At 69.5% G+C, this 20313-nt stretch carries 13 protein-coding genes; 6 read left to right on the forward strand and 7 right to left on the reverse strand.

What is annotated here, in order from left to right; translation table 11 throughout:
* The first annotated feature begins 164 nt into the window (after window positions 1-164).
* Together AB0E90_RS40035 and AB0E90_RS40040 are read left to right on the forward strand one after the other, a co-directional pair.
* Window positions 165-1091 carry an ATP-binding cassette domain-containing protein gene (locus AB0E90_RS40035; protein WP_360417495.1) on the forward strand — a complete coding sequence of 309 codons (927 nt, stop codon included), beginning with the start codon at window positions 165-167 and terminating at the stop codon, window positions 1089-1091.
* Complete coding sequence (locus AB0E90_RS40040; RefSeq protein ID WP_360417497.1) at window positions 1088-1831, forward strand: ABC transporter permease; 744 nt, start codon at window positions 1088-1090, stop codon at window positions 1829-1831. Before AB0E90_RS40035 ends, AB0E90_RS40040 begins: the two co-directional genes overlap by 4 nt.
* Here AB0E90_RS40040 and AB0E90_RS40045 read toward each other — a convergent pair.
* Window positions 1815-4844 carry a BTAD domain-containing putative transcriptional regulator gene (locus AB0E90_RS40045; protein WP_360417499.1) on the reverse strand — a complete coding sequence of 1010 codons (3030 nt, stop codon included), beginning with the start codon at window positions 4842-4844 and terminating at the stop codon, window positions 1815-1817. The genes AB0E90_RS40040 and AB0E90_RS40045 overlap by 17 nt on opposite strands.
* 64 nt (window positions 4845-4908) lie before the next feature.
* Between AB0E90_RS40045 and AB0E90_RS40050 the strand changes: the two genes are divergently transcribed.
* Complete coding sequence (locus AB0E90_RS40050) at window positions 4909-6090, forward strand: hypothetical protein (protein ID WP_360417502.1); 1182 nt, start codon at window positions 4909-4911, stop codon at window positions 6088-6090.
* A 173-nt stretch (window positions 6091-6263) separates the two neighbouring features.
* Here the strand turns inward: AB0E90_RS40050 and AB0E90_RS40055 are convergent, their stop codons facing one another.
* Both AB0E90_RS40055 and AB0E90_RS40060 read right to left on the reverse strand, forming a co-directional pair.
* Window positions 6264-8573: an EAL domain-containing protein gene (locus AB0E90_RS40055; protein ID WP_360417504.1), complete on the reverse strand. Its 2310-nt coding sequence runs from the start codon at window positions 8571-8573 to the stop codon at window positions 6264-6266.
* A gap of 18 nt (window positions 8574-8591) precedes the next feature.
* Window positions 8592-10787 carry a bifunctional diguanylate cyclase/phosphodiesterase gene (locus AB0E90_RS40060; protein ID WP_360417506.1) on the reverse strand — a complete coding sequence of 732 codons (2196 nt, stop codon included), beginning with the start codon at window positions 10785-10787 and terminating at the stop codon, window positions 8592-8594.
* Window positions 10788-10924: 137 nt separating this feature from the next.
* On the opposite strand from AB0E90_RS40060, the gene AB0E90_RS40065 reads away from it, so the two are divergent.
* Both AB0E90_RS40065 and AB0E90_RS40070 read left to right on the forward strand, forming a co-directional pair.
* Window positions 10925-12496: a ricin-type beta-trefoil lectin domain protein gene (locus AB0E90_RS40065; RefSeq protein WP_360417508.1), complete on the forward strand. Its 1572-nt coding sequence runs from the start codon at window positions 10925-10927 to the stop codon at window positions 12494-12496.
* A gap of 136 nt (window positions 12497-12632) precedes the next feature.
* Window positions 12633-14093, forward strand: a complete 1461-nt coding sequence (locus tag AB0E90_RS40070) for a TIR domain-containing protein (protein ID WP_360417510.1) — start codon at window positions 12633-12635, stop codon at window positions 14091-14093.
* Between the two features lie 265 nt (window positions 14094-14358).
* Here AB0E90_RS40070 and AB0E90_RS40075 read toward each other — a convergent pair whose 3' ends face one another.
* Complete coding sequence (locus AB0E90_RS40075; RefSeq protein WP_360417512.1) at window positions 14359-15210, reverse strand: hypothetical protein; 852 nt, start codon at window positions 15208-15210, stop codon at window positions 14359-14361.
* Window positions 15211-15348: 138 nt separating this feature from the next.
* Window positions 15349-16320, reverse strand: a complete 972-nt coding sequence (locus tag AB0E90_RS40080; protein ID WP_360417542.1) for an IS30 family transposase — start codon at window positions 16318-16320, stop codon at window positions 15349-15351.
* A 589-nt stretch (window positions 16321-16909) separates the two neighbouring features.
* Between AB0E90_RS40080 and AB0E90_RS40085 the strand changes: the two genes are divergently transcribed.
* On the forward strand, window positions 16910-18670 hold the full coding sequence (locus tag AB0E90_RS40085) for an NAD(P)/FAD-dependent oxidoreductase (protein ID WP_360417514.1): 1761 nt from the start codon (window positions 16910-16912) through the stop codon (window positions 18668-18670).
* Between the two features lie 47 nt (window positions 18671-18717).
* Here the strand turns inward: AB0E90_RS40085 and AB0E90_RS40090 are convergent, their stop codons facing one another.
* Together AB0E90_RS40090 and AB0E90_RS40095 are read right to left on the reverse strand one after the other, a co-directional pair.
* The gene (locus tag AB0E90_RS40090; protein ID WP_360417543.1) at window positions 18718-19761 is read right to left on the reverse strand and encodes an NAD(P)-dependent alcohol dehydrogenase; all 1044 of its coding nucleotides are present in this window, start codon (window positions 19759-19761) and stop codon (window positions 18718-18720) included.
* Between the two features lie 59 nt (window positions 19762-19820).
* A complete protein-coding gene (locus AB0E90_RS40095) occupies window positions 19821-20306 on the reverse strand; it encodes a RidA family protein (RefSeq protein WP_360417516.1) in 486 nt (161 codons plus the stop codon).
* Between the last annotated feature and the right edge of the window lie 7 nt (window positions 20307-20313).

Below are 20313 nucleotides of genomic sequence, written 5' to 3' on the forward strand. Positions count from 1 at the left end.
GCGCTGCGTTGACTGACATCAATAGCCTCCTGATGGGTTGCATCGCTTGTCTGAGGCCAACTTCGTACCGAGCGAATCTGAGACGACCGTTAATCCGGTGATCAGACCGTTCGTGTCAGGGGCGTGGCGGAGGCGTGTCAGGGCTGGGCTTGATCGTTGTCGGCATGAGAGCGATTGAAGTGAGCGGGCTTCGTAAAGCCTTCAAGGACAAAGTCGTACTGGACGGCATTGATCTGGCGGTGGAAGCCGGCACGGTCTTCTCGCTGCTGGGGCCGAACGGCGCGGGCAAGACCACCACCGTCAACGTGCTGACCACGCTGATCAAGGCGGACGGCGGCACCGCCCGGGTGGCCGGGCACGACGTCGCCGCTGAGGCCAAGGCGGTGCGGGCGGCGATCGGGGTCACCGGGCAGTTCGCGGCGGTCGACGAGCTGCTCACCGGGCAGGAGAACCTGCAGCTGATGGTGGACCTCAGCCGGGCGCCAGGGCGGCGCACCGTTGCTGAGCTGCTCGAGCGGTTCGATCTGAGCGAGGCGGCCAAGAAGCCGGCCTCGACCTACTCCGGTGGCATGCGCCGCAAGCTCGACCTGGCCATGACACTCGTCGGCGAGCCGCAGATCATCTTCCTCGACGAGCCGACGACCGGGCTCGACCCGCGCAGCCGCCGCACGATGTGGGACATCATCCGGGGCCTGGTCGCCGAGGGCGTGACCATCTTCCTCACCACGCAGTACCTGGAGGAGGCCGACCAGCTCGCCGACCGCATCGCGGTGCTCGACCAGGGGCGCCTGGTCGCGCAGGGCAGCCCGGAGGAGCTCAAACGGCAGATCCCCGGCACCCACGTGCGGCTCCGGTTCGGCTCCGTCGCGCAGCTCGCCGCGGCCGCGGCGGTCTTCACCGAGGCCACCCGGGACGACGAGGCGCTGGCGCTGCGGGTGCCCGGTGACGGCGGGACCGCCTCGCTGCGGGCGCTGCTCGACCGGCTTGACGAGAACTCGCTGGTCGCCGACGAGTTCTCGGTGCAGACCCCTGACCTCGACGACGTTTTCCTAGCCCTGACCGGTCACGCCTCGGAAGTGGATGCCAAATGAAATCTCACTCGCTCGTCATGCTGCGCCGCGACTTCAAGCACATCACCCGCAACCCGACCGCGGTGTTCAACGCGGTGCTGATGCCGATCGTGATCATGCTGATGTTCGTCTACGTGTTCGGGGACGCGTTCGACGTGGGGGTCGACTACGTCGACTATGCGACGCCGGGGTTGCTCCTGCTGGCCGTCTGCTACGGCCTCGGCGCCACCGCGACCTCGGCGAACTCGGACATGACCAAAGGCATCATGAACCGGTTCAAGGTCATGGACGTGTCCCGCGGCGCGGTGCTCAACGGACACGTCGTAGCCAGCGTGCTGACCAACCTGATCGCGATCGCGGCCCTGCTCGGGGTGTCGTTCCTGCTCGGGTTCAGCCCGGCGGCGAGCTTCGCCGACTGGCTCGGGGTGATCGGCGTGATCGTGCTGCTGGCGTTCGCGACCGGCTGGTTCTCGGTCGCTCTCGGGCTGGCTGCGAAGACGCCGGAGACGGCCGGGATGGCCGCCGTGCCGCTGGTCATGCTGCCGTTCTTCAGCAGCGCGATCGTGCCGGCCGACCAGATGGGGCCGGGCATCAAGCAGTTCGCCGAGTATCAGCCCTTCACGCCGATCATCGAGACCCTGCGTGGGCTGCTCAACGGCGCTCCGCATGCGGGCGACGTGATCACCGCGGTCGCGTGGTGCGTCGGGATCGCGCTGGTCGGTTACGTGTGGGCGTCCTCGACGTTCACGAAGCGAGCGTGACCGCGGCGAGCTCTTCCCAGCCCGCCGCGTAGTGAGCCAAGTCATGAGCCGCCTCGGCCGACCCGAGGCGGCTCCGCGTTTCCCGCTCGATCCGGGCCACGTCCGGGTGCGAGCGATCGGTGAGGCCGCGGACGGCGGCGCTCGCCGCCAGCAACCGGGCCGCCTGTTCGGGCTGGTCGCGGCGGAGCGCGAAGTCGGCGACGCCGACCAGCGCGACGGCGATCAGGGCCGGGTGCCCGGCCTCGGTGGCCGCCGCGAGAGCCGCGGCACGGTGCCGGCGGGCCTCGTCGAGATCGTCGGCGAGGTATCCGAAGGAGTCCTCCACCACGGCGCGGATGAGCGCCTGGTCGGCGGCGCTGCCCAGCAGGTCGGTCGCGGTCCGGAGCTGCCGGCGTGCCTCGTCAAGGTCGCCGGACCCGCGGGCGATCGTGGCCTTCGCCAAGGCCAGGTCGGCCAGCGCGTCCGGCCAGGCGACCCGCTCCGCCAGCAGTTCCGCCTCGGTGATCGCCGCCGCGGAGGACGCCTGGTCGCCCAGCAGGCGGTAGAGCTGGGCCTGGCGGGACCGGATGCCGATGACGTCCTCGGTGGCGCCGAGCTCGGTGGCCACGGCGATCGCCTGTTCGTAGAGCTCGCAGGCGCCGGCGAACCCGCCGCGGCTGGCGATCCGGTCGGCCAGCTCGGTCAGCGAGAACCAGATCCCGAACCGCTCGCCCAGGGCCCGGAACTCGGCCAGCGCCGTCTCGAGGAGCGCGTCCGCCTCCCGGCCGCCGCTGCCGAGCACGATCCGCATCTTGCCGACCTGCAGCCGGGCCAGGGCGCGGGCCCACGGATCCGGGGCTGCCAGCAGGGCCTCGAACGCGGGCACGACCTCCTCCGGCGCCGTCAGCATGCGCTCCAGCGGACCGATGAACCCGAGCAACGGGTGGTCGGGACGAATGCCTTCGCTGGCCCGGTATGCCTTGTGGATCCACTCGGCGGCCCGGCGTTCGTCGGCCTTCCCATCGGTCAAGAAATGCACGGCCAGCGCGTACGCCGTGGCCCGCGCCCGATCGTCCGCCTCGCCCGGCAGCGAGGCGGCCGCCAGCACCAGCTCCATGCCTTCGGCCTTGCGCCCGCTCAGCCACCAGTACCACCCGGCCGCCGCCGCGAGTCGGATGGCCGCCGCGGTCTCGCCGGCCGCGAGCGCGCCCCGCATCGCGGCGCCGATGTTGTCGTGCTCGGCCGCCAGCACGGCCAGCCAGTCCAGCTGCTCGGCCCGGCGCAGGTGCGGCTCGGCGGTCTCGGCCAGCTCGGTGAACCAGGCCAGATGTGCCTGACGAGCCAGGTCGGCTTCGTTCGCCTCGGCGAGCCGCTCGGCGGCGTACTCCTTGATTGTCTCCAGCATCCGGTAGCGCAAGCCGCCGGTGCCCTCGCTGCGCAGCAGCGATTTCTCGGTCAGCGCGGTGAGCAGGTCGAGCACGTCGTCCGGATCGACCCCCTCGCCGGCGCAGACCCGCTCGGCCGCTTCCAGGCTCGCGCCGCCGGCGAACACCGCGAGCCGGCGCAGGACCGCGCGCTCGGCGTCGGTGAGCAGCTCCCAGCTCCAGTCGACCACCGCGCGCAGCGTGCGGTGGTGGGGCAACGCGGTGCGGCTGCCGGTGGTCAGCAGCCGGAACCGGTTGTCGAGGCGGTGGGCGAGCTGCTCGATGGACATGGTGCGCAGGCGGGCCGCAGCCAGTTCGATGGCCAGCGGCATCCCGTCCAGTGCCCGGCAGACCCGCTCCGCGGTGGCCAGGGTCCGGCTGTCCGGCGTCAGCCCGGCCCGATCAAGCAGCAGTTGTACGGCTGGCTCCCCGCGCAGCGGTTCGACCGGCCACAGTGCCTCGCCGGTGATGCCGAGCGGTTCCCGGCTGGTCGCCAGGATCCGCAGGTCCCGGCACTCGCCGAGCAGCCGGTGGGCGAAGGTCGCCGCCGCCTCGATCACGTGCTCGCAGTTGTCCAGGACGAGCAGCGCCTCCCGCTCGCGCATCGCGGCAACGAGGCGGTCGGTCGGGTCGTCGCCGCCCGCGCTGCCGAGCAGGGCGTCGCGCAGGCCGAGCGCGGCGAGCGTCGCCTGGGCCAGATCGCCATCGGCGCCGATCGGGGCCAGCTCCACCAGCCAGGCGCCGTCCGGCAGGTCGGCGAGCAACCGGCGCGCGGTCTCGGTGGCCAGCCGGGTCTTGCCGGTGCCGCCCGGCCCGATCAGGGTGGTCAGCCGATGGCCGGCGACGAGCTCGCGCACCGCGGCGACGTCGGCGTCCTTGCCGACGTAGCTGGTCAGCTCGGCCCGCAGATTGGACTCCCGCCGCCCCGCCTCGTCGCGCCCTTGCTCTCCGCGCAACAACGCCACGTGCAGGGCGGACAGCTCCGGCGAGGGGTCGGCGCCGAGCGCGTCGGCGAGGGCCTCCCTCGTCCGCTGGTAGACCTGCAGCGCCTCGCTGCCGCGGCCGTCCGCGGCGAGCGCCCGCATCAGCGCGGCGGCGAGCCGCTCCCGCAGCGGATGCGCCGTGACCAGTGCAGTCAGTTCGGGGATGGCCCGGGACGGGCCGTTCTCCAGCGCGGTCAGGCGCAGCTCGGCGAGGCGGGTGACCGCCGCGCCGAACGCCGCGCTGTCCGGCAGATCGACGTCCTGCATCGGCGCGCCGCGCCACAGCGCGAGGGCCTCGCCGGCCCGGCCGGCCGCGACGAGGCGTTCGAACCGCACCGCGTCGACCGCGTCCGGCGCCACCGCCAGCCGGTAGCCGTCGGTCTGCCCCTCGACCGATCCCTCCGGCAGCACCTTGCGCAGCCGGGAGACCAGGCGGTGCAGGGCGTTCGTCGCGTCGGCCGGCGGCCGCTCACCCCAGATCCAGTCGACCAGCGTCGCCTTCGAGAGCACCCGGCCCGGCTCGAGGGCGAGGGCGATCAGCAGCGCGCGCAGCCGGGCGCCCGGCACGTCGGCGACGGCGCCGTCGTCCGTCCGCACTTCGAAAGATCCGAGTACTCCGATTTGCACGCGGCAGATTTTGCCATGGGCCGGCGGAACGTGAGGACCTATGCTCGGCCGTGAGGAGGCCGTCGTGGGCGACTACAGCGCGGTGCGTCCCGGCACCGACCTGTCCCGGCACGCCCGGGACCTGCTCCGGGTGCACGATGCGGTGCTGGCCGGCGACCGGCCGCCGCACCGCCCCCGCGCGCTGGTCGAACGCTCCTGGTCACGCGTGCTCGGGCTCGGCCTCGACCCGAGCCACGCCAACGCCCGTGACCCGCTTCCGCCGGGCGAGGTCGAGCGCCGCCGCCGCACCTCCGCGCTCGCCCCGGTCGCCGGCGACCTGCTCCGGATGGCCGAGGACGCCGCGTTCCTGCTGGTCGTGACGGACGCCGACGGCACCATCCTGTGGCGGGCGGGGCCGTCCGCGCTGCGCCGTCGAGCCGACACGCTCGGCTTCGGGGCGGGCGCGCTGTGGACCGAGGCCGCGGTCGGCACCAACGCGATCGGCACGGCGCTGGTCGAGGCCGCGCCGGTGCAGTTGTTCTCGGCCGAGCACTTCGAGCAGGCCCAGCACGCGTGGTACTGCTCGGCCCACCCGGTGCACGACCCGCGCACCGGCGACCTGCTCGGCATCGTCGACGTCAGCGGCCCGGCGCTGACCCTGCACCCGGCGATCCGGGTGCTGGTCGAGACCGGGGTGCGGCTGGCCGAGGCCCAGCTGTGGCGGCACCACGCCGACCGGCTCGAACGACTGCGGCGATCGGCGGCGCACGTGGCCGGCACCGTGCGCGGCCCGCTGCTGATCGTCGACGACCACGGCTGGGTCGCCCATGCGAGCGGAGTGGCCGTCCGGGACCGGATCGGCGCGCCGCGGGCCGGCGCGCCCCTCGGCGTACCCGGCCTGGGCCTTTGTCTTGCCGAACGCCTGCCGGAAGGCTGGCTGGTGCGCCCGGCGGGCCCGCAATCGGCGATAACCGCAACGCTCGACCTGACCGGAAATCCGCCGCTCCTGGAGGTGCGCGGCGAGGGCGAGCCGTGGCGCACGCCGCTGACGCGACGGCACGCGGAGATCCTTGCGCTGCTGCACGGCTGCGGCCCGGCCGGCCTCACTGCGCCCCAGCTGAGCCATCTCCTGTACGGCGATGCCGACCACGTCGTCACCGTCCGAGCCGAGATCAGCCGCCTGCGCCGCGTGATCGGCGCCCTGGTCGCCACCAACCCCTACCACCTGACCGAAGGCATGACCCTGGAGCTGCACCGTCGGACCTAGTGCGCGATTCACCCGGCTGGTCGAATAGGAGACGGGTCCGGTGCCGCCCTGGCCGCCGCGCTTTCGGGCCGCCTCCGACGTCGTGGCCTGGGCTGACGCCGAGCACACCGCCAACGTCCGACGACTCGCTGGGCTGATCCGCCGGGCCGGTCCGCACGGGCATCCGCCGGCGGTCAGGCCGCCGGGCGCTGCTCGGCGGCGGCTGGCCGGTAGGTGGCGATCTCCTCGGCCGGCAGGGGGCGGGCGTAGTGGTAGCCCTGCGCGAAGCGGTATCCCAGCCGGTAGAGCTCGGCGGCCTGGTCGGCCGTTTCCACGCCCTCGGCCACCGCGCGCAGGCGCATGCCGTCGCAGATGCGGATCAGCGCCGCCGCGACGACCGCCTCGTGGCCGCCCGTGACGATGTCGTCGACGAAGGACTTGTCGACCTTGAGAATGTCGGCGGGGCAGGTGCGCAGCAGGCCCAGTGACGAGTGGCCGGTGCCGAAGTCGTCCAGGGCGATCTTCACGCCCAGCGCGGCGATGGCGCGCAACTCCTCCAGAGCGGTGCCGCCGTCGAACACCGCGGTCTCGGTGACCTCCACGGTCAGCACCTGCGGGGGCAGGCCGGTGCGGCGCAGCACCGCGTCGACCTCCGCGGCGAAGCCGGCCTCACGCAGCTGGCGGGCCGACACGTTCACGGTGACCGTGCGCGGGGCGGCGTTGCCCAGTTCCTCGAGCCAGCGCACCGCCTGCATGCACGCTTCTTCGAGGATCCAGGCGCCGAGCGGCACGATCAGGCCGGTGCGTTCGGCGGCTGGGATGAAGGTGGCCGGGCCGACCTGGCCACGTTCCGGATGCGTCCAGCGCACCAGCGACTCCACCCCGAACAGCTCGCCGCCCGGCATCGACACGATCGGCTGGTAGAGCAGGTAGAGCTGGTCGGTGTCGAGCGCGATCCGCAGGTCGGCGGCCATCCGGGCGAGGGCGGCGGTGCGCTGGTCCAGCGCCGGCTCGTAACTGACCAGGCGGCCCTTGCCCAACGCCTTGGCCTCGTACATCGCGACGTCGGCGCGGCGCAGCAGCTCCTGGGCGGTGTCCGTGCTGCGGGCCGGGGCCACCCCGATGCTGGCCTCGACGACCAGCTCGTAACCGCCGGCGAGGACCGGACGGCGCAGCTGGGCCGTGACGTCGGCCAGGGTGGCGGCGGCGTCGCCGCGCAGCAGCATCGCGTACTCGTCGCCGCCCAGCCGGGCCACCACGCCGTCGGCCGGCAGGGTCGCGGCGATCCGGGCGGCGACGGCGGACAGCAGGGCGTCGCCGACCGCGTGCCCGAGGTCGTCGTTGATGGCCTTGAAGTCGTCGAGGTCGATCAGGGCCACGCTGAACACCGACTGTTCGTAGGCCAGCGCGGTGGTGATCTCGCGGACCAGCACGGTCCGGTTCGGCAGCCCGGTGAGCGCGTCGTGGTCGGCCTGGTGGGCGAGCTCCCGCTGACGGGCGTCGAGGTCGTCGAGCAGCCGGGCGTTGTCCCGCAGCGCCACCAGCTGCCGCAGGGCGACCAGCAGGGTCACGCTGACCGAGCCGGCGGCGATCACCTCCAGGTCGGTGGCCCCCGACCGGGCGACGGACATCAGCAGGGCGCCGGTGGCCAGGACCGCGGCGTACGGCATCAGGCTCAGCCGGCGCGGCACCGGCCGCGGCAGTGGCCTCCCGGCCCGGGTGGCCCGCATCTGCCGGTCGGCGGCCAGGCAGGTCAGCAGGCAGGTGCAGGGCAGGATGACCCACGCGGAGTTCAGGTGCGGGTGACTGGCGAACAGGGGCGCCAGCGCGCCGCCGCCGGCGCCGACCGCCCCGGTCAGGGCCAGGATGTGCAGAGCCCGCCGGTCGATCGGCCCGGTGCCGGCGAAGGCGACCTTGATGAACGCGAAGACGCAGATGAACCCGGCCGCGAGCACGACCAGGAAGGACACCGCGGCGGTCGCGCTGCCGCCCAGCCAGCTGTGCCAGCGGGGATAGAACAGGTGCCAGGAGAACGTCACCACGGTGACGATCACGGTGGCGATGTCCAGCAGGAACCGGGTCCACTCGATCCGGGTTCGGTGCGCCCCGCGAATGCGCAGCAGCCCCAGCAGCATCACCGCCAGCCCGGATACGTACACCACCGAGGTGAGCGCGCTGATCGGTCCGGCCAGCGCGCCGCCGTTGAAGTAGTCGCGGGCGGCGGACGCCGCGCCCAGGCCGACCAGGCCGACGCCGACCGACAGGTAGCGCCAGAACGTGCGGCCGTGCTGCCCGGCCCGCCACGCCGTCAGCACCGCGAGCGGCACCGCCACGAACAGGGTCAGCCAGCCGAGCTCCGGCGGCGTGCGGTAGGCCAGCCCGATCGAGAACCAGGCCACCGCGGCCGCGGCCAGGCCGATGGCGGCGGCGAGGACGCGGGTGAGCCGCCACGGCGGAACCATCGCCGCGGCCGGTTCGGGTCCGGGATCCGGAGACGCGTGCACAACGGTCCCATCGGCCGGTTACCGCCGGGAGGTGAGACTTCGCGCCCCGAAAATGTCCGGCCGCGCCGAAAAGTCGGGTTCGGCGACCGGCCGGCCGAAGTAGTACCCCTGCAACAGCCGGTACCCGAGGTCACTCAACGTCTCGGCCTGCTCGGCGGTTTCCACGCCCTCGGCGACGGCGATCAGGCCGAGTCCCTCGCTGATCTCGATCAGCGCCTTGGCGATCACCGTGTGCCGTCCGGCCTCGGTGATGTTGTCGACGAACAACTTGTCGAGTTTGAGGATGTCCACCGGCACGGTCTGCAGCAGGCCGAGCGAGGAGTGGCCGGTCCCGAAGTCGTCGAGCGCGATGGTGACGCCCAGCGCGCGCAGCTCGTGCAGCGCGGTGACGGCCTGACCGCCCTGGAAGACCGCCGTCTCGGTCAGCTCGATGGTCAGGCACCGCGCCGGCAGCTGCGCCTCGGCCAGCGCCCGGGCGACGGTGCGGGCGAAGCCGGGCCGGGCGAGCTGGCGCGCCGAGGCGTTGACGCTGACCTTGAGTGGGGCCAGTTCCCCCAGTTCCGCCCGCCACCGGGCCAGCTGCCGGCAGGCGGTGGCGAGGATCCACTCGCCGAGCTCGACGATGAGGCCGTTCTGCTCGGCCACCGGGATGAACTCGGCCGGGCTGACCGGCCCGCGCTCCGGGTGCTCCCAGCGCACCAGGGCCTCCACCGCGGCGACCCGCAGGCCGGGGACGGCGACGATCGGCTGGTAGACCACCCGGAACTGGCCGGCGTCGAGCGCGACGCGCATCTGCGCCCCCAGCCGGGTGTAGTGGCTGGTGCGCTCGTCCATCGCCGGGTCCCAGCGCAGGTACGGGTCGCCGGTCTTCTTGGCCGCGTACATCGCCACCCCGGCCCGGCGCAGCAACTCGGCGGGTTCGATCGCGCCGTCCCCCTCGCTGCCGCTGCCGCCGTTGCTTTCGCTGAGCCCGACCCCGGCGCCGAGCAGCAGCTCGTAGCCGTCCACCCGGATCGAATCGTGGACGGTGGCGGCGATCCGGCGCACGGCGGCGGGCTCGTCGCCGGGAACCAGGACCGCGAACTCGTCGCCGGCCGTGCGGGCCACGACGGCGCCGTCGCCGGCGGCAGCGCGCAGCCGGTCGGCGAACGCCACCAGGAGACGATCGCCGACCAGGTGACCGAGCTCGTCGTTGATGGCTTTGAAGTTGCTGAGCCCGAGCATCGCGACTTGCGCCCGCCCGCCGGCCAGAGCGCCGCTCATCGCCTGGTAGAAGTGCCGGCGATTGCTCAGCCCGGTCAGGTCGTCCTGCATCGCCAGCCGATGGATCTTGTTGACGAAGCCGACCATCCGGGTCATGCCGAGCAGGAACAGGGCCACCGCCGCGGCCCCGATGACCAGCCGGTCGACCCCGTCGGCGCCGATGCCCGGCAGGAACAGCAGGCCGGGCGCCAGGACCGCGGAGGCGCCCAGCGCGGCCAGCCGGAGCCGGCTGACGCGGCCGTCCCTGCCGGGATCCACCGCAGCGGCGGGCGCCGCCATCGACGGGTGCAGCGCGGCTGCGGCCCAGATCACGTACGACGCCATCCAGCCGCCGTCGAGCAGATGGCCGTCGTACGACCAGTAGAGCGAGGCGACCGAGAACCCGACGTCGAAAACCAGCAGCAGTACGGCGGCGAGCCCCAGCAGGGTCGTGCTCGGCGTCCGGGAGGCCGGCTCGACGAACAGCCGGGCCAGCATCGCCAGCAGCAGCGCGTCCAGCGCCGGGTAGGCGGTGCTGATCACCCGCTCCAGCGTCGACGCCGACGCCCCGGCCACCACCGGGTGCAGGACGAACACCCACATCGCCAGGCCCAGCCCGGTGGCCACCATCGCCGCGTCGATCAGACCGGCCGTGTCACCACCACGCCGGCGGCGCAACAGCAGGAACAGCCCGGCGACCAGCGGCAGGTAGGACGCGACGTAGAACAGATCGGCGAACGACGGGTACGGCTCCTCGTGCCGGACGTACTCGTAGTACTCCCAGGTGAAGTCGCCGAGGACGGACAGGATCTGGCCAGCGGCGAAGAGCCGCCACATGCCCGGCCGGCTGGGCCGGTAGAGCCGGACCGCGACCAGGATCAGCAGGCCGGACGCCAGCCCGACCGCGTCGTAGCAGAGATTCGCGGTCAGGCTGTCGTCGGGCAGCAGGTAGTAGGCGCCGGTCGCCAGCAACCCAAACGCAATCCACCAACGCCACAGCCCGGATCCCCGCACGACCGACTATCGGCACCGAACGTCCGGACCTGAACGAAGTGCATTGCCGGGCAAACATCTAGATGTATCGATTAATTTTGTTTACGGTCGTGGGCATGACCCGCGTCTTCGCGATCGTCGCAGCCACCGTCCTGGCCGTCGTCCCGTTCTCCGCCACACCAGCCGTCGCCGCCGACAACGGCCTGGCCCGCACCCCGCCGATGGGGTGGAACGACTGGAACGCCTTCGGCTGCGACGTCTCCGAGGCGCTCGTCAAACAGACCGCCGACGTCATGGTGTCGTCCGGGATGGCCGCCGCCGGCTATCAGTACGTCAACATCGACGACTGCTGGATGCAAAGCAGCCGCGACTCCGCCGGCAACCTCGTGCCCGACCACGCCAAGTTCCCCGACGGCATCGCGGGCACCGCCGCCTACGTGCACGGCAAAGGGCTCAAGCTGGGGATCTACGAGGACGCGGGCACGCAGACCTGCGCCGGCTACCCCGGCAGCCTCGGGCACGAGCAACAGGACGCCCGGTCCTTCGCCGCCTGGGGCGTCGACTACCTCAAATACGACAACTGCAACAACAACGGCAGCACCACCACGCAGCAGTACGTCGAGCGCTACACGGCAATGCACGATGCGCTCGTGGCCACCGGCCGGCCGATCGTCTTCAGCATCTGCGAGTGGGGTGTGAACGCCCCGTGGACCTGGGCGCCCGGCATCAGCAACCTCTGGCGCACCACCGACGACATCAACACCGGCTTCGACAGCATGCTGCGCAACTTCCACCAGACCGTCGGCCTGGCCCGCTACGCCGGACCGGGCGCGTGGAACGACCCGGACATGCTGGAAGTCGGCAACGGCTGGTCCGCCACCGAGGACCGGGCCCACTTCAGTCTCTGGGCGATGCTGGCGGCCCCGCTGATCGCCGGCAACAACCTGACCACGGCGAACGCCACCACCCTCGGCATCCTGACGAACCGGGCGGTGATCGCGATCGACCAGGACCCGCTGGGCAGCCAGGGCGTCCAGGTGCAGACAGCCAACGGCGGCGACGTGCTGGCCAAGCGCCTGTCCGGCGGCGACGTGGCCGTCCTGCTCTTCAACGAGAACACCTCGGCCCGGACCATCAGCACCGACGTCGCGACCATCGGCAAGACCGGCGCCTCGTCGTACACCCTGACCGACCTGTGGACCGGCGCCACATCCAGCACCAGCGGGCCGATCAGCGCCACCGTCCCCGGGCACGGCGCCGCCCTCTACCGGATCAGCGGCGGAGCCGCCGGCAACCCTGCCGCACCGGCGAACGCGCTGGTCAGCGCCGCCTCGAACCGCTGCCTGGACGACCCGGACTGGCGCCAGGACGACGGCGCCCCGATCGAGATCTGGGACTGCAACAACGGCAACAACCAACTATGGACGCGTACGCCCGCGGGGCAACTGGTCGTCTACGGCAAGTGCCTCGACGCGTACGACAACCAGACCGCGCCGGGCACCAAGGTCCAGCTGTGGACCTGTAACGGCGGAGCCAACCAGCAGTGGCACCTCAACGCCGACGGATCGATCACCGGCATCCAGTCCGGCCTGTGCCTCGACGTCACCGGCGCAGCCACCACCAACGGCACCCTGATCGAGCTCTGGACCTGCAACGGCGGCAACAACCAGCGCTGGACGGCCATCTGACCGGCTCCGATCACCTGTAAGAGGGAACAGTGGGGCGGTTTCTGCCAGCTACGCTGGCAGAAACCGCATAAACCCCGTGTTCAAGATCGGGGGTAAAGCCCCGGTGCAGGCGTGGCGAATGACTTGGAGCCGCCCGATGGCCGCTGCGACCCTCGATCACGAAAGCTCTGCGGGCCAGGACGACTCCACCGGCCAGATAATCACCTTTTATTCGTACAATGGCGGCGTCGGGCGAACTATGGCCGTCGCCAATGTTGCCTGGGTCCTGGCTCGTGCGGGCAAAAAGGTGTTGACGGTCGATTGGGATCTCGAATCACCGGGCCTCCACCGCTTCTTCCACCCATTCCTGCGCGACAAGAATCTGCACGAGACCGAAGGCGTGATCGAGATGATCCGCCGTTTCTCCGACGCCATGACGGGCAACGACGACGACCCCCTCGAAACGACCGACCTCCATACCTACACGGTGCCGCTTGAGTGGGACTTCGGCACCGGTCGCTTGGACTTCCTCGGTGCCGGTCGCCAGAGTCCGCAGTACTCGCGGATCGTCAGCACGTTCGACTGGGACGCGTTCTGGCGAGCCAGGGGCAGCAAGTTCTTCCCTGAACTGCGACGACAGATGCTCGATCAATATGACTTCGTACTGATCGACAGCCGGGCCGGCCTCGCCGACACTGCTGGCATCTGCACCGTGGAGATGGCGGACACGGTCGTGTGCTGCTTCTCGATGAACATGCAGAGTGTCAACGGTTGCGCCGCGGTCGCGAGCTCGATCAAGCGGACACGGGAAGCCCGTGGGCAGGCCGCCCGGATACTGCCGGCAGCTGTGCGCGTTGACGGCGACGAGATTGGTGTGCTCGGCGGTAACACGGGTGGCTACGTCCGCCAGCGGTTCGATCGGATTGTGCGCAACGCGGGAATGGACGACCTGGACGCTTACTGGCGCGCTTGCGAGATCCCGTATAAAAGATCTTATTCGTACGGTGAGATGCTCGCGGAATTCGCCGACCATCCACGGCGAGGCAATGACCTGCAGTCTGCCTACGAGCGCCTATCGGGAGTCGTGGCGGGCTTTCCCTGCACCACGGCGCCGATCGCGGCCGCAGAACGAAAGCGCATCCTCGCCGAATTCGAATCCCAGATGCTACGGCCGACGGCCACCCCGACACCGCCGCGTGCCTTCATCTCCTATGTTCGGGAGGACACCGAGGCAGTTGATCGCATTGCCGAAGCGTTGCGACTCGTCGGTATCGACGTTTGGCTCGATCGGACGCATCTCAAGGCGGGCGACCGGTGGACCGAGGTCATTCGCACCGCGATCTCCGAAGGGGACTACTTCGTCGCGTGCTTTTCCGCCTCATACGCCGGGCGTAAGGCCACATACATGAACGAGGAGCTGCTCATCGCCGTCGAGCAGCTGCGCCGCCGCCCCCGCGACCGCCGCTGGTTCATTCCGTTGACCCTCGACGGCAGCGATATTCCCAAGATTCCTATCGGCGCCGACGAGACACTCGAGCACCTGCACCGGCTCGACTTCTCCGGCGACTGGTCCCGCTCGATCGCCGACCTCGTCAAGTCAGTCGTCGAATACCGCTGAGCCAGGTGGCGCGTGGTGACCGGCGCCGGTCCCGGTGAACTCTTCCGTTTCATGGAGCGATCATGGGATCTTGAATTTGGCTCATGCGCCTGCAGACCTGCGCAGATAGTCTATGAATGTCCGTTCGGTCGCGTCCCTGTGTGGTGGTGACTTCGGAAGGCCGTCCGCCGATGCGCAACCTTGGTCGAGATCGTCCAGGCCGTTGGGCGCTTCTATGCCCCCAGCCGGGCAGCCAGGTGGTAGCTGACAGCGAGTATCGAAGTGCTCAGAAAACGCGTGCTAACCATTTCAGGAAGTCAGCGTCGGTCCAATTAACTATATAGCCGATTACAAAGCTGACTAGGACAAGGACGGCTTGGACAGCAAAGCTCCGCCATCGGCTAACCTTTTGGTACCTTCCGATAGCCGCAACAAGCTTGGGATCACCTTGTATCGCATCTGACAGCTGGCTATTAATCTTACTTTGGCGGTCCAAGGCGTTGTACTCGCGAGCCAAGTCCTGCGTTACTTTGTCCAGTTCGAGTCCGACGTTGTCAAGCTTCTTCCTCGTCCGTTGCAGATCGGAGCCAACTCCTGTCATTTGATTCTGAAGGTGTGATATTCGCCTGCGTACAATCGATTGCTTCCTGCTTGTGTTGAACTGCAGGGCTGAGCCTGCGATTAGTGTGACGAGCGCGAATATAGCTATCCCTTTTTCTCCGGGAATGGGATCGGCCGTGATCGAGGATAGGACCACTAGAACGGCGGCAATGCCTCCCGCGCTAGTCAGTAATTTCCCGAGGCGATGTAGGGCAATCGATACCGTCTCAAAAAGCTGATTTGCAATCCCAGGGAGTCCTCTTCTCTTCAGTTCGGAGAAGCTACCTACTTCCCAGGCGAAGTATGAAGCGAGAACGACCAAGCACCAAACTAGCAGGAATATGCCGTCTGTTAGCCGGTCGCCCGCGTCGCGGTTCGAGGACACCATACCGCTGAATGACGTTAAGCCTAGGAAAGACGCTAACGTCCCGACTGCGACCACGATTGCGAGTTGGACCTTGCTCGGCCCTGACACGTCGCTTTCATGCGGGGTGGACTGGTCAGGATCTTGACTGGACTCAGAGCGTTCTTGATCCATTTATTGCCTCTCCAGCAACTGAGCCTTCAGCTCGCCTCGGCTAAAGCGTGTCAATGATGGGCGAGGCCCTGAAACGCCGCAATCCACCATGGAGGGCAACTTGTGTCACGGAGCCTCTGCGACGTCGAGGCGGCGAATTCAGGCAGTGGAAGCATTTTCCTCGACGAGTTCGGCGAATATCTCGGAGGGCTTCTTCCAATTATGGATCTTACGGGGACGGTTGTTGATATCGGAAGCCACCCCGGCCAGATAGGTGGGGTCGGCGGTGATCGGTACGCCTTTCGGGAAGTACTCCCGGACGATCCGGTTCAGGTTCTCGTTGCTGCCGCGTTCCCACGGGCTGTGCGGGTGGGCGAAGAACACGGGCAGACCGGTCGCGGTGATCGTGGCGTGCCGGGCCATCTCGGCGCCGCAGTCCCAGGTCAGTGACCGGCGGATCTGTGGTGGCAGGCCGCCGGTCGCGGCGATCACCGCGTCGCCGACGGTCAGCGAGTCTCGGCCGGTCAACGGCACGAGGATCAAGAACCGGGACGTGCGTTCGACCAGCGTCGCCACGGCGGTTTTGCCGCCCTTGCCGATGACCAGGTCACCTTCCCAGTGGCCCGGCACCGCGCGGCCTTCGACTTCAGCAGGCCGTTCGTCGAGATAGCGGGGCTCGCGGATCCGCGGCGCCGGCTCCGGGCGCGGCCCGGACCGGCGGGCCGGTCTCCCCGTCCGTAAGCGGATCAACTCGCGGGCGAGGGTGGACACCGGCTGGGCGTAGATCCACTGGTAGATCGCTTCGTGGGACACCCGCAAAGCATGATCGGCACGGTAGTCACCCGGCAACCTGCCCGCGATCGACGCCGGCGACCAGCCTTCGCGTAGCAACCCGGTCACCACCGACCGCAACCCCGGCGACCGTTCGACCGCGTACAGCTTCGGGCGTTCCCGGCCCGCCCGGGCAGTCAGGTCCGCGGCCGCCGCCCGGTACCCGGCCCGGCCGCCGTGCCGGTCCACCTCACGCGAGATGATCGATGGATCCCGGCCTACCCGGACCCCGATTTCCTTATACAGCAACCCTTCCGCGAGACCACGGGAGATTTCTTCACGGTCGGGCAAAGTCAACATCACACGCACGGCGGGAATCCTGTCCCACCGAACCAACAAGATCAAATGCTACGACCGTCTGAACTCGCCGGCTTCTACCTGGCCAGAGCGCTCTTGTGGCCCGCTATCATCCCGTCACGCTCGACCCGCCCATCGTGGGAGCGGCGCACCGCCGGCGCCTGCCGCGTCAACACGGCCTTGATGCTCGGCACTCAGGCTGGCGCCAGCGAGGTCTGCTCGGCTTGCCCGGGGCCGTGGCGGTGTACGCGACTATCCCGGAGCCGGAGTGCCCCCATCGATGGCGAAGTAGCCCCAACCACCTCTTAGCCCGCCTGCGCACTGCGGCCACGGGCGGGCAGCTCGGCCGCGTCGCCCAGACTTTGGAAGGCGTGCTGGGGAAAGCCCTCAGGGATTCGAAGTCCTGGACGGCGTCTTCGATGCTCAGAGTGGCCATGTCCATTGATTGGACCTGGCCTCTGAACTGGGGGGCGATACGGGGAGCGAACCAGTGACCTCTTCCGTGTCAAGGATGCCTTCAACCGGTCTTCGAGCCCCGTGCAATGTGTTGCAACCCTGTTGCGGTACGTGGTCGGGGCTGTTTCGTGGGGCTATGACTTCCGCTGAGCAACGTGTCGAAGAGTGGCTGGCGTCGTTCGAGTCCGCGTTGCGGGCGGGCGATGCCGAGGCCGCGGCCGAGCTGTTCGCGCCCGAGAGTTACTGGCGTGACCTGGTCGCCTTCACCTGGAACATCACCACCGTCGAGGGCCGCGACGGCGTCGCCGGCATGCTCCGGGAGACCCTGGAGCAGGCTGCGCCCAGCGGGTTCGCGCTGACCGGGGAGCCGGCCGAAGCCGGTGGCGTGGTTGAGGCCTGGATTCGGTTCGAGACTGCTGCCGGACGGGGGACCGGGCATCTGCGGCTCAAGCCCGAAGGAGCCTGGACGCTGCTGACGACGCTGCGTGAGCTCAAGGGCTTTGAAGAGAGCCGGCCCCAGGGCGTCGAGCACACGCTCAACAAGGGGCGGCTGACCTGGAAGGAGGAGAAGCAACGGCGGGAGGAACAGGACCCGTACGTCGTGGTGATCGGTGGTGGGCAGGGTGGCATTGCGCTCGGCGCCCGGTTGCGGCAGCTCGGCGTGCCGGCGCTGGTCGTTGACAAGCATGCGCGGCCGGGGGACCAGTGGCGGGGGCGGTACAAGAGTCTCTGTCTGCACGACCCGGTCTGGTACGACCACCTGCCCTATCTGCCGTTCCCGGCCAACTGGCCGGTGTTCGCGCCGAAGGACAAGATCGGCGACTGGCTGGAGATGTACACCCGGGTGATGGAGGTGCCGTACTGGTCGTCCTCGACGGTGCGGTCGGCCACCTTCGACGAAGCGGCGCAACGGTGGAGCGTGACCGTCGACCGGGACGACGACACGGTCGAGCTCCGGCCCACCCAGCTGGTGTTCGCGACCGGCATGTCGGGCAAGGCCAACTACCCGTCGTTCCCCGGCCAGGACATTTTCCAGGGGGAGCAGCAGCACTCCAGTCAGCATCCGGGGCCCGAGGCGTACCAAGGCAAGCGGGTCGTGGTCGTCGGGTCGAACAACTCGGCCTTCGACATCTGTGGTGCGCTCTGGGAGCACGACGCCGACGTGACCATGGTGCAGCGCTCGTCGACGCACATCGTGAAGTCGGCGTCGCTGATGGACGTCGGCCTGGGCGATCTTTACTCGGAGCGGGCGGTCGCGGCCGGTGTCACCACCGACAAGGCGGACATGATCTTCGCTTCCCTCCCGTACCGGATCATGCATGAATTTCAGATTCCGTTGTACGAGGAGATGGCCTCCCGGGACGCCGACTTCTACGCGCGGCTGGAGAAGGCCGGCTTCCGGCACGACTGGGGTGCGGACGGCTCCGGCCTGTTCATGAAGTACCTGCGACGCGGATCCGGCTACTACATCGACGTGGGTGCGGCCGAGCTGGTCGCTGACGGCCGGGTCAAGCTGGCGCACGGCCAGGTCGACCACCTCACCGAGGATGCTGTCGTGCTGGATGATGGCACCGCTTTAAAAGCTGACCTGGTCGTCTACGCCACCGGCTACGGGTCGATGAACGGCTGGGTCGCCGACATCGTCGACCAGGCGACCGCCGACAAGGTCGGCAAGGTCTGGGGCCTCGGCTCGGACACGCCGAAGGACCCGGGGCCGTGGGAGGGCGAGCAGCGCAACATGTGGAAGCCCACCCAGCAGGAGAACCTGTGGTTCCACGGCGGCAACCTGCACCAGTCCCGGCACTACTCGCTCTACCTGGCGCTGCAGCTCAAGGCCCGGTACGAAGGATTGCCGACCCCCGTCTACCGCCTCGCTGAGTCGCACCACCAGGGCTGAAATGGACCAGGCCGTCGCGGGTCACCCGCGACGGCCTGGGTAAAACCTCAGCGCAGGGTGTCGACGTCGATGACGAAGCGGTAGCGGACGTCGGACTTCATGACCCGCTCGTACGCCTCGTTGACCGCCTCGGCGTCGATCACCTCGACCTCGGGGGCGATGTCGCGCTCGGCGCAGAAGTCCAGCATCTCCTGGGTCTCGGCGATGCCGCCGATGCTCGAGCCGGCGAACGAGCGGCGGTTGCCGAACAGCGCGAACACCGGCACGGCCAGCGGCTCGGGCGGGGCGCCCACGCTGACGAGGGTGCCGTCGAGCCGCAGAAGCCGCAGGTAGGAGGCCATCTCGATGGGCGCGCTGACGGTGTTGATGATCAGGTCGAAGCTGTTCTTGAGCACCTCGAACGTGGCCGGGTCGCCGGTGGCGTAGTAGTGCGCGGCGCCGAAGGCCAGGCCGTCGTCCTTCTTGCCGAGCGTCTGCGACAGGACGGTCACCTCGGCGCCCATCGCCACGGCGATCTTGACGGCCATGTGGCCGAGGCCACCCATGCCGACGACCGCGACCTTGGTGCCGGGTCCGGCTTTCCAATGCGACAGCGGGGAGTACGTGGTGATGCCCGCACAGAGCAGGGGCGCCGCTTTCTCGTACGGGATGGCCTCCGGCACCCGCAGCACGAAGTCCTCGTCGACCACGATGTGCGTGGTGTAGCCGCCCTGCGTGACGGTGCCGTCCCGGTCGACGCTGGCGTAGGTCCCGGTGTTGCCGTCGAGGCAGTACTGCTCCTGGCCGGCCTTGCAGTTGTCGCACGTCCGGCACGAGTTGACCATGCAGCCGACGCCGACCCGGTCGCCGGTGGCGTGCCTGCTGACCTCGGCGCCGACCTCGGCAACCGTGCCGACGATCTCGTGGCCGACGGTGAGCGGGTAGGGCACGTCGCCCCACTCGCCGCGCACGGTGTGGATGTCGGAGTGGCAGATCCCGGCGTACCGGATCTCGATCAGAACATCGCGCGGTCCGAGGTCGCGCCGCTCGACGGTGGTGCGCACGAGCGGGTCGGTGGCCGAGGTCGCGGCGATGGCGTTGACGGTGAGAATGGTGTCCTCCGTAGTCAGGATGATCTTCATTCTCTCAGGTCTCCGACGTTACGGCCCGTTCAGCTGCGCAGGTGGACCTGGGCTTCGATCTCGACCGGGATGCCGAACGGCAGCGCGGCCAGGCCGACCGCGCTCCGCGCGTGGGCCCCGGTGTCCGGCCCGAACACCTCGAGGATCAGGTCGGAGAAGCCGTTGATCACCTCGGGCATGCGCTCGAAGCCGGGCGCCACCGCGACCATGCCGAGGACCTTTCCCCAGGCCTCGATCCGGTCCAGATCACCCAGCGTGCGGGTGAGGCCGGACAGGATCGACAGCCCGGTCAGCCGGGCCGCCCGGTAGGCCTCGTCGAGGGTCACCTCCGCGCCGACCCGGCCGAACGGCTCGGCCAGCTCGCCGCTATCCGCCTGCGGCCCGTGCCCCGCGATGTAGGCGATCGCCCCGACGACGTGGACCTGGTGAAACGGCAGCCGCACCCCACCCGGCGGGGTCACCGGTGGCGGGAGAACAAGACCGAGTTCCGCGATGCGACTGCCGATCACACTCATGAGCGGG

It is taken from the genome of Actinoplanes sp. NPDC026619, assembly GCF_040638295.1.
In the GTDB taxonomy this organism is placed as follows: domain Bacteria; phylum Actinomycetota; class Actinomycetes; order Mycobacteriales; family Micromonosporaceae; genus Actinoplanes.

Bases quoted from the DNA above. Each gene is read 5' to 3' on its own strand.
- AB0E90_RS40035 (WP_360417495.1), top strand. From the start codon at position 165: ATGAGAGCGATTGAAGTGAGCGGGCTTCGTAAAGCCTTCAAGGACAAA.
- AB0E90_RS40040 (WP_360417497.1), top strand. From the start codon at position 1,088: ATGAAATCTCACTCGCTCGTCATGCTGCGCCGCGACTTCAAGCACATC.
- AB0E90_RS40065 (WP_360417508.1), top strand. From the start codon at position 10,925: ATGACCCGCGTCTTCGCGATCGTCGCAGCCACCGTCCTGGCCGTCGTC.
- AB0E90_RS40070 (WP_360417510.1), top strand. From the start codon at position 12,633: ATGGCCGCTGCGACCCTCGATCACGAAAGCTCTGCGGGCCAGGACGAC.
- AB0E90_RS40075 (WP_360417512.1), bottom strand. From the start codon at position 15,210: ATGGATCAAGAACGCTCTGAGTCCAGTCAAGATCCTGACCAGTCCACC.
- AB0E90_RS40080 (WP_360417542.1), bottom strand. From the start codon at position 16,320: ATGTTGACTTTGCCCGACCGTGAAGAAATCTCCCGTGGTCTCGCGGAA.
- AB0E90_RS40085 (WP_360417514.1), top strand. From the start codon at position 16,910: ATGACTTCCGCTGAGCAACGTGTCGAAGAGTGGCTGGCGTCGTTCGAG.
- AB0E90_RS40095 (WP_360417516.1), bottom strand. From the start codon at position 20,306: ATGAGTGTGATCGGCAGTCGCATCGCGGAACTCGGTCTTGTTCTCCCG.